The organism is Streptomyces sp. NBC_00019 (genome assembly GCF_045041015.1).
GTDB lineage: Bacteria > Actinomycetota > Actinomycetes > Streptomycetales > Streptomycetaceae > Streptomyces.
The window spans coordinates 3,634,945-3,650,918 of sequence record NZ_CP108302.1 but is presented as its reverse complement, the minus strand read 5'-3'; the positions used below and the strand labels follow the sequence as shown (position 1 = coordinate 3,650,918).

Here is a 15,974-nt window from a genome sequence, read left to right as displayed (position 1 = left end):
CGCCGTTCATCGGTGGCGAGGGCCTGGTTCGGTGCGGATCTGACCTGGCTGGCTTTCTCACGCAGGTACGAGGACGGGCGGCCGTTCTTTCGCAGCCCGTCGGTGATGCGCCGCCGCCCGGCTGCGATCTTCTGTTCCTCGATGTCCTGGCCTGCGACAACGGCCGCAGAGGCTCCGCCCCGAATGTCGGATGCTGTTGGCGAATGCGGGTGCTTACTTCGCCCCGCCGGGTGTTACCCGGCGGGGCGAAGTGCTGCCAGGTGGCTGGTGCGGGTCCGAGCCTGGGGACGTTCGGCGAGGTGGGCGTCGATGCGGGCGAGATTGATCGCGGCTCCGGTGAGCTGGTGCTGGAGGCTGGCCTTCGTCAGGCCCCGGTAGCGGGATCTGCGCAGGCCATGGGCGAGGACGCCTTGGGAGACGGTGCCTTCGACGCCGGCGCGGATCTTGTAGCGGGCCTTCCACTCGTCGGTCTTCTGCAGCGCCCTGGCCTGGTGGAGTGTGTCGTAGTCGTCCCGGGTCCGCAGCGCGATCTCCCGGCGTTGGGCTTTGGCACCGAAATTCCAGGCCTCCCACGGCTGGTCATGCGGTTTCCGTGACGTATCGAAAGCGGAGAGTAGTGAATGGGGTTAGCGTGGCGTCAACCGTTGAGTGATCGTCGGTCCGATCCGCGCTGGCCGCTGCCGCGGAGAGGGCTGCCATGGCTGAAAAGAGAATGCTCATGCACTTCGTTTCCCGCCGTACTCGCCTCAGCAGGGCCGTCGTAGCGGCGTGCGGGCTGTCGGCGTTGATCGCCGCCTTCGTGACGGCCGGCTCCGGTGCTGCTGCTGCCGAGCCGCGTCCCTCTGGGGACAGCCCCTCCCCCGGGGGCGCGGTCATCACACTCAGGACCGCCAAGGTCGGCGCGCCCGGTAATCCTTCGGTGGGCATTCTCCCGTTCAAGGACGCCCTGTACCACTCGTGCGCCGAAGCTCCCTCCCCGAGCAAGTGTCTGACAGTCGGCGGCGTGCGCCATCGCTACGAGATCGGGCAGCTCGAAGTCACCGTGAAACAGTGGGTGGCGTTCCTGAATACGGCCGATCCCGAGGGACGCAACCGCCTCGGTCTCTATGACGAGACCGAGAGCTCGTCGGCATGGCCGAGGTACGGCCAGATCAACTTCTCCCGCAGCGCCAACAGGGGCAGCCACTACTCGGTGGCCTTTCCGGAGTGGGCGGACAAGCCGTACGGCTTCGCAAACTTCCTGAGGGCGGCACGCTTCGTCAACTCGCTCTACAACGGCCGACTGATCTCCAAGCGGTCCGGCAGCAACGGCCGCTTCAGCTATGTCACTTATCAGGTCAGACTATCGGCGCGGACCGAGCGCGGTATGTACGACTTGGCCCGGCCGAATACGACCCGAGCCCACCGCTCGGGCTTCGTCCTGCCGAGCCAGGACGAATGGATCAAGGCGGCTTACTACGACCCGCGCGGCGGCGGCACCTACTCCTACTGGAAGTACCCGACCAATCCGGGAGTCTTCGGCGACGGAGACGCGACCGCCCCCAACCCCACCGTCCTCAACCCGGCCACCGGCGATGTCACCAACGCGGCGACCCAGCCACTGGCCTCGTACCACGCGAGCGGAAAGCCGGCACCGAGCTGGTGTCCGGGACAGCTGCAGCCCGAGGCCTGCTCCACCGTCAACCCATTGGGACTCGACCCCAGCACCTATGCCGAGGTCTACCAGGGCAGCCTCAGCACGGTCGGCGGGGCGAGGACCACCTCGCCGTGGGGCACTCTCGACCAGGGTGGCAACGCGGTCGAGTGGACCGACACGATCACGGCGCCCCCCTCCGGACGGAGCTCCCTGCGGGTGTGGCGGCGGCTCCACGGCGGAATCTCCAACGCACCGGCCTTCCAGATGTGGCCCTCCGCTGTCGGGCTACAGCCGCAGGACAACGTGTTCTACAACCACACCTATCCGTGGCTGGGCATCCGGATCGGGGTGATCGGCGATCTGAAGCCCGGCAAGTCCTAGATGGATCGGGAGGTCGTCCGGAAGGGTAATCCGCTGCGACCGAGTTCGAGCCTCGTTCCCGAGCTGGTGCAATGGCCATCCAGCGTCGATGAGCCGGTCAGACGGGGCCCGTTGAGGCCGCTTTGGGGCCGCAAGGACAGGAACAGACTGACAAGGGCCGAGAAGCACCGACACGGCCCGCCCTGCCTGACCTGCTAATACGCCATGAACGAGCATTGATCGGCAAGGACCGCCAAGATCCTCAAAGGACTCATAATCCGTCGGCCGTGGGTTCGAGTCCCACCCGCCCCACTCTTCGCTACGCGAGGAGAAGCGATCTGACCAGGCACTTCCCCGGTCGGGGCGAGGGTGTGAGGGTCCTGGTGGCCCCGTCGTGATCATGACTTCATGATCATCTGGGCGGATTCTGGGCGCCGATTCCGGTCAAGTCGGGTATGGCGCTTACGGGATAGTTCGTGTCGGCGTCGAGCAGGCCCCGCCGGCTCGTCTCGTAGCGGGAATAGGCCCACGGGAAGGCCCCGACATTCGGCGCGCTGCCCCCGGGTGGTCTGTTTGTGGTCTATGGCCGTGCCCAATGTTGGTGATGTATCCTGGGTGCATACATCGTGGATGTTGGAGGTGTCCGATGTCCGTCACGCAGATTGATCTCGACGACGAGGCGCTGGCCGAGGCCATGCGGCTGATGGGTGTCACGACGAAGAAGGAGACCGTCAACGCGGCCCTTCGGGACTACGTGGCGCGGATCAAGCGGCTTGAGGCTGCGGAGAAGTTGGCCGCGCGGGGTGCGCGTGGTGAGTTCGAGCAGGCCGCGGCGGCGCATGACGCGGAGAAGCGTGCGCGACGCGAGGCCTTCGAGTGATCACGTATCTGGTGGACACCTCGGCTCTGTGGCACCTGTTTCGCACCCCAGGTGCGTTGCGTCCCTGGGAGGGACACATTGCCGCCGGGGTGTTCCACGTCTGCGAGCCGACACGTGCCGAATTTCTCTACTCGGCAACCAGCCCGTCCCATCGGGATGAGCTCGCAGAGGAACTGGACGCGCTCTGCTTGCTCTCTCCGGTTCCGAAGAACGCCTGGCGTTGGGGCGACACCGCCCAGTACAAACTGACTCAGCGGGGCCAGCATCGCGCGGCTGGAGCGATCGATCTGTTGGTGTGTGCGACAGCTGCACACCACGGGCACACCGTCCTCCACGTGGACAACGACTTCGCGACGGTGGCCGGAGTGCTCAAGGAAGTTCAACAGAGGGACGTACGAGCCTGATCTTCTAGAGCCGGTTCACGCTGTCGGTCTGTTGGCCTCTGGAGGGGATCGGCGATCGTGGTGAGCGTGGCGGCCAGGGTGGCGTTGGCCCGGTAGCCAGCCCAGGTCCACCAGCGCACGATGGTGTCGCGCCCGCCCCTTACGGCCACCGTCCCGTCGGAGTGGACCAGTTCCGAGCTGCTCTCGCGTGCCTGGGTGAGCGCGACCGGTGGGTCGGCGCCGAGGAGCACTTCCCGTGCCGTGCGAGTCAGTTCGTACGAGGTGGTCCGGCCGGAACCTGCTCCTCCCCAGCGCGCCTTCCCGCCGCCGTCGACCGGTTCGACGAAGCACCGCCGCTGGGACCAGTCGATGTACTTCACCTGCCAGCTCTGTCCGGCGAGGAGCAGGTGGCGAGGACCCGCCACCTCGCCACCTCTTCGGCCCGGTCCAGGAAGCCCTCCTCGACCAGTCCTTGGCACGTGTCCTGTCCTTGGCCCTCCGGGCTGCGACCTACTGGTTTCCAGAGGACTCAGTGATCGGGAGCCTCCGAGGTCAGGACGGCAGTTTGAAGGTGAGGGCCTGCAGCCCTCGGTCGAGGCCTACGACAAGTAGTCCCTCGAACCAGGCCACCCCCAGGGCCACGTGGCGGACGGGGGCCTCCATGACCCGCGTCGCGGTGGCAGGGTCCCACAGGCACACCGTCCTGTCGCTGCTCGCAGTGACCAGGAGCGTGCGACCAGCGTGTTCGACGGCGCAAAGGGCGTTGATCGCGCTGGTATGGCGCAGGCCGGGCTCCTCGGGGTCGTGGACACATTGCCCAGTGGCGGCATCCCAGAGCCAAGTCTCGCCGTCAATTGTCGCGGCGGCGATGACCGATTGTTTGCCGATGCGCAAGGAGCACATGGCGATAACCGCCGTCGAGGCGCGCCATTGGTGTCCGACACGTTCGCCAGTTGTGGGATCCCACAGCTGAACCTGGCCGTCAGGCCCACCGCTGGCAGAAGCCAGAAGTTGAACTCCGACGACATCGACGGCGCACACCCCGTACACGCCGTAGGGATGCCGCAGGGTGTGGACGGTCTCCGTCGTTTCGGGATCCCACACGCGCACGGTGCAGTCGGCGCCAGCACTGGCGAGGAGAGTGCGTCCGGCTACCGTCAGAGAGCAGATGCCGTGAACAGCAGCCGTGTGTCCCCGGTACTCTCCGAACACACCCGCTGATCCCAGGTCCCACAGAACGACGGAATGGTCATCGTCGGCAGCGGCCACGAGGGTGCGGCCGTCGACGACCAGTGGACACAGGGCGCGCACGCAGTCGCTCGGGCTCTCCAGAGACCGTTCGGCTTGGCCTGTGACAACGTCTCGCACCTGCACTCCGTCATCGCCGCCAGTCACCAGGACCGTGCGTCCGTCCACGGACACCGCGCACACCGCGTGAACGGCATGAGCTTCCTCGACCTGCGCCCTTGCCGGGTCCCAGAGGCGCACCGTGTGGTCGAGGCCACCGCTCGCGAGGAACGTACGTTCGTGAACGGGGAGCGTGCACAGTGCCCCGACATCGTCGCTGTGCCCACGCAGGGTGACGACGGAGTCGTCAGAAGCGGCATCCCACAGTTGTATGGCATCGCCTGTCGTGTAGGCGAGCAGTGACTCCCCTTCTACCACCAGCGGGCACAGCCTGAGCACCGGCTCCGCACGGCGACTGAGAGCCCGCACAGATTCTCCTGTCACGGGGTCCCATAGCCGTACGGTCGCATCCGAGCTGCCAGTGGCCAGCAGTACGTGACCGCCGACCTCGATCGCGCACACAGCGTTGATCGCATCTTTGTGCCCGGTCAGCACGCGCAGCGGTGTCTCACTGGAGAGCGGGTTCCAGAGGTGCACAGTTGCATCGACGCCAGCCGAGGCGAGTAGGTCACCGTGGGGCGACGGGATGCTGCACACGGCGTTTACCCAGTCGGTGTGCCCCGTGATCACCCGTACACAGTCTCCAGTCGTGGGATCCCAGAGACGTACGGTCTTGTCTGCACTGGCGGTGGCCAGATAAGTACTGTCCCCGGCCTGAAGTTGGCAGAGGTCGTACACGGTGCTGCCATGTCCCGTTAGAGCAAGAAGTTGCCCGGCACCGGTCTCTGCCGCCGGATCCCATAAGCGCACCACGTCTCCGGTGCCGAGGGCCAGGTGCGGGCGATTGCCGATTGTGCAGTTCCACAGCGCCCTGATCCCGCCGAATTGAGGCTGCAGGACTCGTGTCACCCGGGCCAGAACCGGATCCCACAGACGCAGAGTGCCGTCCTCGGCTGCGCTGGCGAGCACGGAACGTCCCTTGACGACGAGGCCGCCCACGGCACGGACCTCTTCCGTGTGCCCCTCGAGGACCGCTTCCTCTGCCTGCGGAGTGACCAGCGCCCACGCGGCCCGATAGAGACTGTCGGCCGCGTGCTCCTGATAGGTGCGGCCGAGCCCCTCCTGGGCTTCAGTGACACTGAACAGCGCCGCACGCTCCGCAGGTCCGGCATCGATGGCCAGGGGCGTCTGACGCAGAATTAGCGCAGTTCCTTGCCCCTCGGGTGTCTGTGCTGGCCCCACCACGGGGATCAGCCGGCGCAGGTCGGCGTGGAGGGGGTATGTCATGTCGGCGAGCAGGTCGTCCACGACCCGGCCATGCAGTGCGTGCCGCGGCAGCGAACGCAGGAGGTAGGCAGGTGCGTTCTCCCAGTTGCGGGTCTCTCCGTGGGCGATGAAGGCGCGAGCGAGAGCCCGCTCGTCGTCCTCCGCGGCTCCGTTTTCGACGCGGGACTGCTTGAGCGCGTCGTCGAGCGCCTGGTGGAAGAGACGGAAGACCCCGGCGTTCTGGTCGTTGACACCAGTCTCGATCAGGAAGTTGGCCGCCGCGGAACGCGCGAACGCGCGCAGATGGTTCTCTGTCGGGCAGGTGCCGTGCAGCGCCGTGATGGCGACGCTCCAGAGGGAGAGCGGTAGGCCCGGGGCTTCGGCGTAGGCGAGCGCAGTGAGCACCGTTTCCGCGGCAATGCCGTCGATCGAGGGCAGCCGTGCCAGGTATTCGTGCAGCGCCGCGGCCACCGTGGGGTTGAACGAGATGTCCGCCGGGGCCGCCGCGACCGTGTCACGTAATCCGCGGGTACGTGAGGTCAGTCCCGCCACCAGGAAGTTGCCATCGGCCAACCGGGCGATACGGGCAGCGACGGGGCGGGCCACACGGTCGTCGGCGTAGGGGTTGCCCGGTCTCTCATCACCGAGCAGTTGCAGTGTTGCCTGCGCGTACGCCGCGAGATCGGCTTCCTCGAAGTAGGCGGGGTTGTCCAGGTTGATCACGCGTGCGGCATCACCGAAGGCGGAGAGCAGGTCTCCCTCATCATCTCGGCGCCTGCTGCCGACGATGACGCGTACGTGCAGGTCCGCGCATGTTTCGGCGAGGGGAACGGCGATCTGGCGGGCGATAATCCGAGCCTGCTTGGCGCTGGTGGCCTCGTCGAGCGCGTCGATGACGATGGTGAAGGGTGCCCCTGAGGCATCGGTGAGCGCCGCACGCAGGCTGGGAGCGAGATCGCCCACAGCTTGCGGAATCGCCGCAGATGCGGCGCGGGCAATCTCACGGGCGACTTCGAGCGCGATCTTGCCCTTGGCATGGACGGCGCAGGACACCGAACCCAGAGGGGCGCGTACGGCGTCGTCCGCCTGGGGCAGAGTCGCAGCGATGGCGGTGTCGGCGGACGTCACGACCCGCCCGAGCACGGCCGACTTTCCCACCCCGGGGGATCCTGTGACCACCAGTACATGCCTGGGCGCCTCATCGACGGTGATCCACTCGACGATCTTGGTCAGGGCCGCGGTGCGACCGCGAAACCGGAAACCCCGCTCCGCGTCCGTGCTGACGCCGCGCGCCCGCGGCTTCCAGTGTCGCCCGGCCTCGGGGTCGTCCTCCAGGGTCCAGCCCCAGGCGGCGAGTGCGCCTTCACCTGCGTCTTGAGCCGACCACTCCGCCAGGGCGGACAACTTTTCGTCAGGAAGGCACTTGTCCGCCTGGAACAGCGTCAGCGCAAGGGCGTCGCCACGGCTGTTCGCCTGGCCCACCATCCCGACCACTGCCTGATAGGTCGGCGACCACAGGGCGGCGCCGCTGTAGCCGGGGCGCACCAAATACCGCGAGGCGGTGTCCAGCCGGATCCAGCCGTGAGCCAGCTTCTCTCCTACCTCTCCGTCGGAGGAACTGCCGAAGACGTCGTCGGGGAAACCGAAGGACCACCAGGGCTCGCCCACGAGGTCTCCTGCGGTGGGACGACGCAAAGGTGCCGCCGACTCGCCGGTAACGCTGTCTGCGAGCACCAGGATCGCGACGTCCTGTGTGTGTCGCTTACTTTTCGGGTTCGGGGCGATCACCTCACTCACCCGTAGCCGCCGGTCCATGAGTTGGTCGGACTTGGGAAAGGCCACCCACAGAGCGGCTCCCTTGTCCCACGAGGGACAGGCGACATGGGCACAGGTCATCACGCGCCGGCTGTCGATGAGGAACCCGGATCCCAAGGGAAGGTTGTCGTACTCGTCGGCGTGCACCGCCGCGACCCAAGGGTCGTTGCCCGGGCGCGGACCGGTGACCGAGGACGCGTTCACGGGCTGTCGGGGGCCGCGTTCGAAGTCTCGCCCGGTCGCCAGACCAGGGTGATCTCGAAGTTCGCCTCGGTGGCGGCCTTGGCCACCAACCACTGCGCAGTCCCGGTCGCCTTCACACCGAACTTGACCTCCACCTCGGCGGGGCGCACCTCCCGCACTTGGTCCAGGACAGCGCGTGCGGCCTCCACGGCTGGCCGCACGGCTTCGCGGACCCTGCCTACCACTTCCTCCGCCCCCACCGGTCGGAAGGTGTCCGTCTCCTCGATCTCGAATCGCACCACGGTCTCGTCGTCAAGTGCGTAAGAGACCTGCCGTGTTGACACGCTAACTCCCCCTGTCTGCCGCTCGGTTGACTGGCATTGTGCCCTTCGGGCCGACCACTGGGCGAATCGGGGGAGGGGGTCGGCCCGCCGTCGAGCCTGAGCCCCCGATCAGGCGTACTCCAACTGCCCTCCACGTTCGTACATGTCCGCTTTCGGCAGCTTCTCAGGTCGGCTGCCAGGGGGATGTCGTTGCCTTTGTGGCGCTGTGCGTGAGTGCTGCGCAACGTCTGGATCACAGGCGTGCTGCCGCGGCCCGAGCTGAGCGCAGGGGAGACGGCCCGTTCTGGAAACGGCTCAGAGGGGACCGACTGCACAGGGGGCACGAGCGAACAGGACGGATGAGTCCTGGGACCGGACCATCCCGATCTCCTGACCACTCGCCACGATCTCGCGGTGATGCAAGGACTGGTAGGAAATCCGACCGCCGCAGTGAAGGCTCTCGGAGAGCTGCTCAAGGATGAGGTACGGATCCTTGGCCCGATCACTCTGACACTCAGACAGCGCAATACAGCTTGGAACAGTGGCGCAGGATGGCAGTCGCCTTGGGATGACAGTCGTTCCTAGCCGCGAGATCGACTGTCATCCCGGCAAAGGACGGGGCGGGGCCCACCTACGCCGGAAGGTGAATCCGCTGTCGGCGGTTTGAGGCCCACACCCGAGCTGGGGTGATCGTCTCGCGCCCGGTTTGGCTTGTCCTTCCGAGACGCGTTCGGGACGCAGGTTGGACACAAGGATCGGAAAAGACAGACAAGGGCCGAGGAGGAGTGAGGTACCGAAACTCGCCTGACCTGGGAAAACGGCCAAGATTGGCATTGATCGACAAGGGTCGCCAAGATCCTCAAAGGATTCATAATCCGTCGGCCGTGGGTTCGAGTCCCACCCGCCCCACCTGTGCAGGTCTCTGGCCTGCGGAAACGTTCATTTTTGGGTGGCGGATCGTCAACTTTGCCTGAACGGACTGAATCCGCTGCTCGTGGGTTTGGAGTTCGGCGGCGGTCGGGGGAGCGTCAACCCATCTGACCTGCGGCTGAGTAGACGATCGAGGGTGTCGCTCGTGGTCCGGGCGACTGTCCTGAGGGCTGAGGCGCAGGCCAAGGGGCCGCGCAGGGGCCCGGAGAGCGCAGCAGTGCGCCGACCGACGGTGCCTCCGGCCGATGCGCTGTCCCATTTGCTGGGTTGCGCGGCTGGGGCTGCCATCCACAGGGTGACCAGTTGAGCACCGGGCTGGCGGCGGAGGCAGTGCAGATACCGGTGTGGCCGGTACGCAGGCGCGGGTAGGGCGTCGGCGGCGTGCCGATAGCGCACCTGGTGTCCAGTGGAAGCAGTGGCTACCGGGAGAGCGTCTGGCGTCCGGCTGTTCTGTGTGTCGCGGACGGTCCCGGAGGGGACATGGCGGAGGTCTGTGCGACACCGCGTGGGAAGGGCTCTCGGGTCTGGCCTCTGCCTCATCTGTGCCACCGACTACCGGAACACACCCGACTCGGAGGCGGTGGTGGTTTCCCACCGCGACGACAAGCAGATCCTCGCCTGCCACGGGGGCGTGCGCACGCATGGCGAGGAGGTCGGTCAATGGTCTGGACGAGACGCCCCTCCCGCTGGCCGAGCACGTCCGCAGGTACCAGGCCGACGGCTCCTGACCCGGCGATCGCCGAGGCGTGAGGACCCCCCCGCCGATCTCGAGGGGTCCGGCCGAGGAAGTGCTCGGGCCAGTTCGACCGCGATCGCGGCGGCGAACGCGCCGATGTCGCGTACCGCGATCTACGGCATCGGGGAGTGACGTCGGATCGGCCGGGTCGCCGACGACAAGGCCGGCGCCTGCCGCACGCACCGCCCTGACGGACAGTGAACCGGATTCACGCCAGGGTCCTGACCGGCCGGCCACACTTGAGCAGGCGCTGTGCGGTCGCGCCACCTTGCCGGCCGGTGGCACAGATGACCACCAGCGGCCCTCGCGATCGGCCATCCGAACCCCCTCACGGTGTAGGTCTGCGGGAGTAGTGGCCTCGGTCTCCGCGGACTGTGACGGGCAGGGGCGGCCGAGCAGCCCGGTGCGCCCGTCCTCCATGAGGAGGAGAACGGGCGCCACGAGGGGGGCGGGTGTGCTGCCCGGATCCGGTGGCAGAGACTGAGCTGCTGCCGCTGCCACACAGGCCCCCTCCTCCGGTGCCGTGGCGTCCACGCCATCTCCGTACATCAGGGGCTCGGCGCCTCTGCGCACTTCAGCCGCGCCCTCCCTGCCCCTACGGGGGTGTCGCCGGCGGATGCCGGGGGCTCACCCGGACCGACTCCTGGGAACGCTAGAACAGCGACACGCAGGAATTGCCGTCACCGACGAAGCAGACGTACAGCTTCACGTCGCGGACGCTGTGCCCGTTGCCGTTCGCGTAGCCGGGGGTGCTGTTGGCACCGTTGCTGTCCGAACCGAGCTTGGTGTAGCCGTGGTAGTTCCACCCTCCGTTCTCCCACTTCTGGTAGGTGGTGTAGAGCCCCGCGCCCTTGCCGTCTGCGCAGTTGTCCCAGATCGTGAAGTCCCAGTTGGTGTCGTAGCCCGTCGCGACCTGCCAGTAGTTGTAGGAGCCGTTGACGGAGGCGCAGCCGTCGGACGTGCTCTGGTAATAGCTCGCGGCCTGAGCCTGGCCGGAGAAGGCCATGACCAGGCCTGCGGCGGCGGCCGCGACCGCGAGCTTCTTCTGAACGCTCTTGAGCGTGATGCCATTGACCATGGCGGTCCTCCTGGATGTCGATGGTGTGACTGGGAACGGATCCACTGGGTGGACGACGGGACAGAGGCCCAAGGGCTGTGCTGCTCGCACCCCGGGGCGAGGTTGCTGTGGCTTCAGTGCGACAGCCTGCGTTCTGCCGCTAACTGCGTGCGTATCCGGGGCAATTGGTGCGGAGGCGCCACTCCACGCCCCCGGCGGGGTCGCTGACTGCCCGCACGTCGGGTGCGGCGTTTCGCTGTGCGGCTGAACGCTTGCCGAGCTGGGCCTCCGGGTTCTTCGTGGCGCTGTTTCCTGTCCTGGACCAAGATGCTCGGCCGACCGTCGGCGAACCTTGAGTAAACGTTGAATTGGCTGGTCGAAGGTGTTATGCCAGGGTGGGATCTGAGAGTCGGGGGCGTGCTGTGACGGTTGAGTTCGGTGTGCTCGGCAGCGTCGAGGCGCGGGTGGACGGCCGAATCGTCGATCTGGGCCATGCCCGTCAGCGGTGTGTGCTCGCAGTGCTGCTGGTGGGCGCCAACCAGGTGGTTTCGGTGGACCAGCTCGTCGAGCGCGTCTGGGCCGACCGTCCTCCGCAGCGGGCCCGGAACACGGTCTACGGCTATGTCTCCCGTCTGCGGCAGGCCTTGGCCGTCGCCCAGGGGGCGGATATCGTCCGCCGTTCCGGTGGGTATGTCCTCGACGTCGAGGCGGCGGCAGTGGATCTGCACCGCTTCCGTGACGTTGCCGCACGGGCCCGCGCGGCCGCGCGGAACGAGCAGGCTGCAACCCTGTTCGGGCAGGCACTCGGCCTCTGGCGGGGAGATGCCTTCGCGGGTCTGGACACCCCTTGGATCAACGCCCTCCGCGACGCGGTCGACCAAGAACGGGGCGCGGTCGAACTGGACCACACCGACGTCCGGCTCCGCTGCGGTCACCACAGTGGACTGTTGTCCGAGCTGTCGGCCCGGGTCGAGATGCACCCACTGGACGAACGACTGGCAGGCCAGTTCATCCTCACCCTGTACCGCTGCGGTCGCCCGGCCGATGCCCTCAACCGCTACCAGCAGATCCGGCTGCTGCTGGCCGAAGAGCTCGGCTGTGACCCCGGCCTCCCGCTGCGGCAACTGCACCAGCAGATCCTCACCACCGACCCCGCACTGAACGTCCCCGCCGCCGGGCGTGCTCCGGGATCCGCACCCGCTCTCGGGCCGGACCCGTCACCCACGCCCCCGCCGGTGGGAACCCCACGGGACGGCGCCGACCTGCCCGGCCCGCCGACACCGCGGCGCCCCCGGACGGGGAGCCACCTCGTCGGGCGGGCAGCGGAGTTGGCGGTTCTCGACGGTGCGATAGAGGATGCCCTGGCCGGTGCGCCAGCGGTGGTCGAGGTGGTCGGGGAACCGGGTATCGGAAAGACACGGCTGCTCGGCGAACTGGGCGAACGGGCGAGACTGCGCGGTTTCGTGACCCTGGCCGGCCGCAGCGTGGAGTTCGACCGGGCTCCGTACGGTGCGTTCGTGGACGCCTTGGACGACCACCTCGGCCGTGTGGACTTCCTCCGGCTCCGGCACGATGGATCACTGCCCGGCGCGTTCGCGCTGCTGAGTACGGTCTTCCCCGCACTCCGTGACCGATTCCCGGCCGGGCTGGAGCCGGTGACGGTCGAACGGTACTGGTTCCACCGGGCGGTGCGGACGTTGCTGGAGGCGCTGAGTGCCGACGGCGGGCTCGTGCTCAGCCTGGACGACCTGCAGTGGACGGATGACGGTACAGCCGAGCTGATCGACCATCTGGTACGGCACCCGCCGAGGACACCGCTGCTCCTCGCCCTCGCCTACCGTCCCCGGCAGGCTCCGCCGCGACTGGCCGCGGCACTGGCCCGGGCCGGAACGGAGGGAAGTGTGGCCAGGGTCGAGCTGGGGCCGCTGTCCCCGGCCGAGGGAGCGGAGCTGTGCGGGGCCAGGCCGGATCACTGGCGCTTCCGACGGCTGTACGAGGCCAGCGGCGGCAACCCGTTCTACCTGGAGGCGCTGGCCCGAAGCGCCGGGAACGAAAGCCCGTCGGTGGTCCCGGCCGACGCGGTGCCTGTCGCCGACGATCTGCCGCAATCGGTGCGTGCCGCACTGCTGGAGGAGCTGGGAGGTCTGTCGGCCACTGCGAGGGCCTGTACACAGGCGGCCGCGGTGCTCGGTGACTCCTTCGAAGCCGAGATGGTTGCAGTCGTGGCCCGGACCGGTGAGGCACAGGCCCTTGCCGCCCTGGACGAGGTCGCGGAGCGGGACCTGGTACGCCAGATCGGCTCCACGCGCCGATTCCGGTTCCGTCATCCGCTGGTGCGGGCAGCGGTGTACCAGGGGTCGGGCGCCGGCTGGCGGATCGAGGCGCATACCCGGGCCGCGCACGGCCTGGCGCTGCACGGCGCACCGCTGACCGCCCAGGCGTCGCACGTTCAGCGTTCGGCGCGGGTGGGAGACGAACATGCCGTTGACGTACTGGTACGGGCCGCCCGTCAGGTGATGACGATCGCACCGGCCGCTGCCGCGCACTGGACGCAGGAAGCCCTGCGGTTGCTCGGTGAGCAGAGTCGGCTGCGGCCCGAACTTTGGCTCCAGCAGGCCGATGCGCTGGGCATGGCCGGACGACTGCTGGAAAGCCGCGACGTCCTGCGCACGACCGCTTCTCTCCCGCCTGCGCAGGCACGGGCTCAGCGGGCTCGGCTGACCGTCTCCCGAGCCACGGTGGAGTGGAAGCTCGGCCGTTACAAGAAGGCGACGTCGCTGCTGCTTCGGGAACTGGCGGACCACGACGACCGTCCGGAATCCGAGACCGCCGCTCTGCAGATGGGGGTCGCGACGGTCGCGCTTCGCACAGCCGACTTCCCCACAGCCATCGGTTGGGGCGAACGCGCGCTGCACTTGGCAGAAACCATCGGCGACCTGTGGCGGATCACCGCTGTCCGGAGTCTGCTGGCACTGGCACATACCTTGGCCGGGGACTCCGTCCGATCGACCGACTACCTGGACCTGGTACTGGAAGTAGTCGACGAAGCCGATGACCAGCAACTGGTCGACCAGATCGACACCCTGGTCACGATCGGCTGGACGGAAATGTTCCTGGGACACTACGACGTCGCGCTCCGGCACCTCGGTCAGGGCCTGAACCTTTCCCGTCGTACCGGCCAAAGCCTCATGCTCGCCGATCTCTTCGCAGCCTCCGCATACGTACTGATGTGGCAGGGGCATCTGGACGAGGCAGCAAAGTACGCCGACGACGCACTGGAGGCGGCATCACTCGTCGGCAGCAACGAGCCACGCTCGCTGGCCGAGGCGGTGAACGCGGCGGTCTCTATGTGGCGGGGAGACTTCGCCGGAGCACTGAAGATCTGTGAGGAGTCGCTTTCGCAGGCCGGCCCCGAACCGACCCAGTACCGGTCGGCGATCCTCGGAATGCTCGGCAATGCGTTGCTGTTCACCGGTGATCCGGCGGGCTGTGTCCGCAGGGTGATCGAAGCGGGTGGTGGCCCCGAAATGTCAGCGTTCGAAGCACCCGTGCGCACAGTGTGGTTGCGGCTGTTGACTGGTGCGGAACTGGCCCGGGGCGATGTGGTGGCTGCCGAGATGTGGGCCGGCCGCGCAGCATCCGCTGTGAGCCCCGACAGACCGCCCGGACAGCTCGGCTTCGCTCTGCTGGCCCGCGCCGAGGTACACCTCGCAAGGGAAGACGCGGCTGCGGCAGAGGCTGCGTGCGAGGCCGCTGCCGCGTTCTGCGCAGCTCGAATGCCACTCTATGAAGCCACAGCCCGGCTGACGGCGGGCATCGCACTGTCCGGCGTCGATCGCCGGCCCGAAGGACTCGCGCAGCTGGAACGAGCGAGAGCATTGTTCACTGGCTGCGGGGCAACGGCCCTGGCCGCACTGGCCGATCAAGAACACGACCGCATCGCCGCCCGAACTCCGCCTTCGACAACCGGCATCACACCCGGGATCTGAGACTCCCGGACGGCACAAGCTCCGCTGGAGCGAGTCCCCCAAGGGTTACTCGCCGGGGGGAGAGCCTGCTGCTCCTGTAGGCGCGCCGACCGAAAGACGCTCAGGGGCCATTGAGGGGCCACAAGGACAGGAACAGATCGACAAGCACTTCATAGAATTGACACGGATCAACGTGTCTGAACTGGGAAAACGTCAAGAATGAGCGTTGATCGGCAAGGACCGCCAAGATCCCCAAAGGACTCATAATCCGTCGGCCGTGGGTTCGAGTCCCACCCGCCCCACTGTGCAGGCTTCTGACCTGCGGAAACGTCTCATCTGGGGTGCGGATTCAGGGCGTTGGTCCACGGGGCGGAATCCGCTGCTCGTGAGTTCGACTCCGTTGCCATCAGCGTTAGTTGAGGTCGCTCTGACCTGCGCAGACGTATCAGCCCACGGCTGGAGGACGGCGCCGTGGGTGGGTTGTGTGAGCGTCTGGACGTCGAATTCTGGACGCTGGCTGGACGCGAGGATCCGGAGGTGGTGTCGCCCGGTGACCTCTGGGTGTCGGGAGACGGCCCAGGCCGCAGCGTCTGACCGCCGGGCGGCCGGGTCGGTCAGAAGCTCGGTGCCCGTTGGCACCGCGCGAGCTTTACTGTCTGAGGTCGATCGTGCGGATCGGCTGCCCTGTCGTGCGGGCAATGGTTTCGAAGTTGCGGGCGAAGTGGAGCAGGGTGAGTCCCGCTTCTTCCGCGGCTGCGGCCACCAGGAGGTCCACGGGGCCCGCGCTGCGGTGTTCTCCCTTGGCGGTCAACTGTTCCTGGATGACGCGGGAGCGGCGGTAGACACCGTCGGGCGTGGGGCGCCAGGTGTAGTGGGTGTCGAGTGCCGACTTCAAGCGGGCGCGGTCCGTGGCCGAACGGGCCGAGTAGAGGACTTCCAGTTCGATGAGGTCGCAGATCGCGACGAGGGGGGTGCGGTACGTCGGCCGTGGGTTCGAGTTCCACCCTCCCCACTTGGTCGTCTCTGACCTGCGGAAACGTTCATTCTCGGGTGTCGGAGCGTCAACTTCGCCTGAACGGACCGAATCCGT

8 protein-coding genes and 2 pseudogenes are annotated in these 15,974 nt (G+C 67.4%); 4 read left to right on the top strand and 6 right to left on the bottom strand.

Annotated features, from left to right (window positions below):
- Positions 1–233 precede the first annotated feature (233 nt).
- Positions 234–551: pseudogene (locus OHU89_RS17370) on the bottom strand (transposase); the annotation flags it as partial.
- Between the two features lie 146 nt (positions 552–697).
- On the opposite strand from OHU89_RS17370, the gene OHU89_RS17365 reads away from it, so the two are divergent.
- The 3 genes from OHU89_RS17365 to OHU89_RS17355 all read left to right on the top strand — a co-directional run bounded on the left by OHU89_RS17365 (position 698) and on the right by OHU89_RS17355 (position 3,280).
- Entirely contained in the window at positions 698–2,017 is a 1,320-nt protein-coding gene (locus OHU89_RS17365) for a hypothetical protein (protein ID WP_405643974.1), read from the top strand.
- Between the two features lie 625 nt (positions 2,018–2,642).
- Complete coding sequence (locus tag OHU89_RS17360) at positions 2,643–2,876, top strand: type II toxin-antitoxin system VapB family antitoxin (protein WP_053672219.1); 234 nt, start codon at positions 2,643–2,645, stop codon at positions 2,874–2,876.
- Positions 2,873–3,280: a PIN domain nuclease gene (locus tag OHU89_RS17355; protein WP_405643973.1), complete on the top strand. Its 408-nt coding sequence runs from the start codon at positions 2,873–2,875 to the stop codon at positions 3,278–3,280. Before OHU89_RS17360 ends, OHU89_RS17355 begins: the two co-directional genes overlap by 4 nt.
- Here OHU89_RS17355 and OHU89_RS17350 read toward each other — a convergent pair.
- The 4 genes from OHU89_RS17350 to OHU89_RS17335 form a co-directional block, all read right to left on the bottom strand.
- Positions 3,256–3,684 carry a hypothetical protein gene (locus tag OHU89_RS17350; protein ID WP_405643971.1) on the bottom strand — a complete coding sequence of 143 codons (429 nt, stop codon included), beginning with the start codon at positions 3,682–3,684 and terminating at the stop codon, positions 3,256–3,258. The two genes, OHU89_RS17355 and OHU89_RS17350, sit on opposite strands and share 25 nt — an antisense overlap.
- Before the next feature lie 127 nt (positions 3,685–3,811).
- Positions 3,812–7,891, bottom strand: a complete 4,080-nt coding sequence (locus tag OHU89_RS17345; RefSeq protein ID WP_405643969.1) for an AAA family ATPase — start codon at positions 7,889–7,891, stop codon at positions 3,812–3,814.
- A complete protein-coding gene (locus OHU89_RS17340; protein WP_266564994.1) occupies positions 7,888–8,214 on the bottom strand; it encodes a CU044_2847 family protein in 327 nt (108 codons plus the stop codon). The genes OHU89_RS17345 and OHU89_RS17340 overlap by 4 nt, the downstream gene beginning before the upstream one ends.
- A gap of 2,297 nt (positions 8,215–10,511) precedes the next feature.
- Complete coding sequence (locus OHU89_RS17335) at positions 10,512–10,937, bottom strand: Tat pathway signal protein (protein ID WP_405643967.1); 426 nt, start codon at positions 10,935–10,937, stop codon at positions 10,512–10,514.
- 401 nt (positions 10,938–11,338) lie between these two features.
- Between OHU89_RS17335 and OHU89_RS17330 the strand changes: the two genes are divergently transcribed.
- Positions 11,339–14,905, top strand: coding sequence for a BTAD domain-containing putative transcriptional regulator (locus OHU89_RS17330; protein WP_405643965.1), 3,567 nt, complete (start codon positions 11,339–11,341; stop codon positions 14,903–14,905).
- 628 nt (positions 14,906–15,533) lie between these two features.
- Here OHU89_RS17330 and OHU89_RS17325 read toward each other — a convergent pair.
- Positions 15,534–15,851 (bottom strand): annotated as a pseudogene (locus OHU89_RS17325) (PIN domain-containing protein); the annotation flags it as partial.
- Between the last annotated feature and the right edge of the window lie 123 nt (positions 15,852–15,974).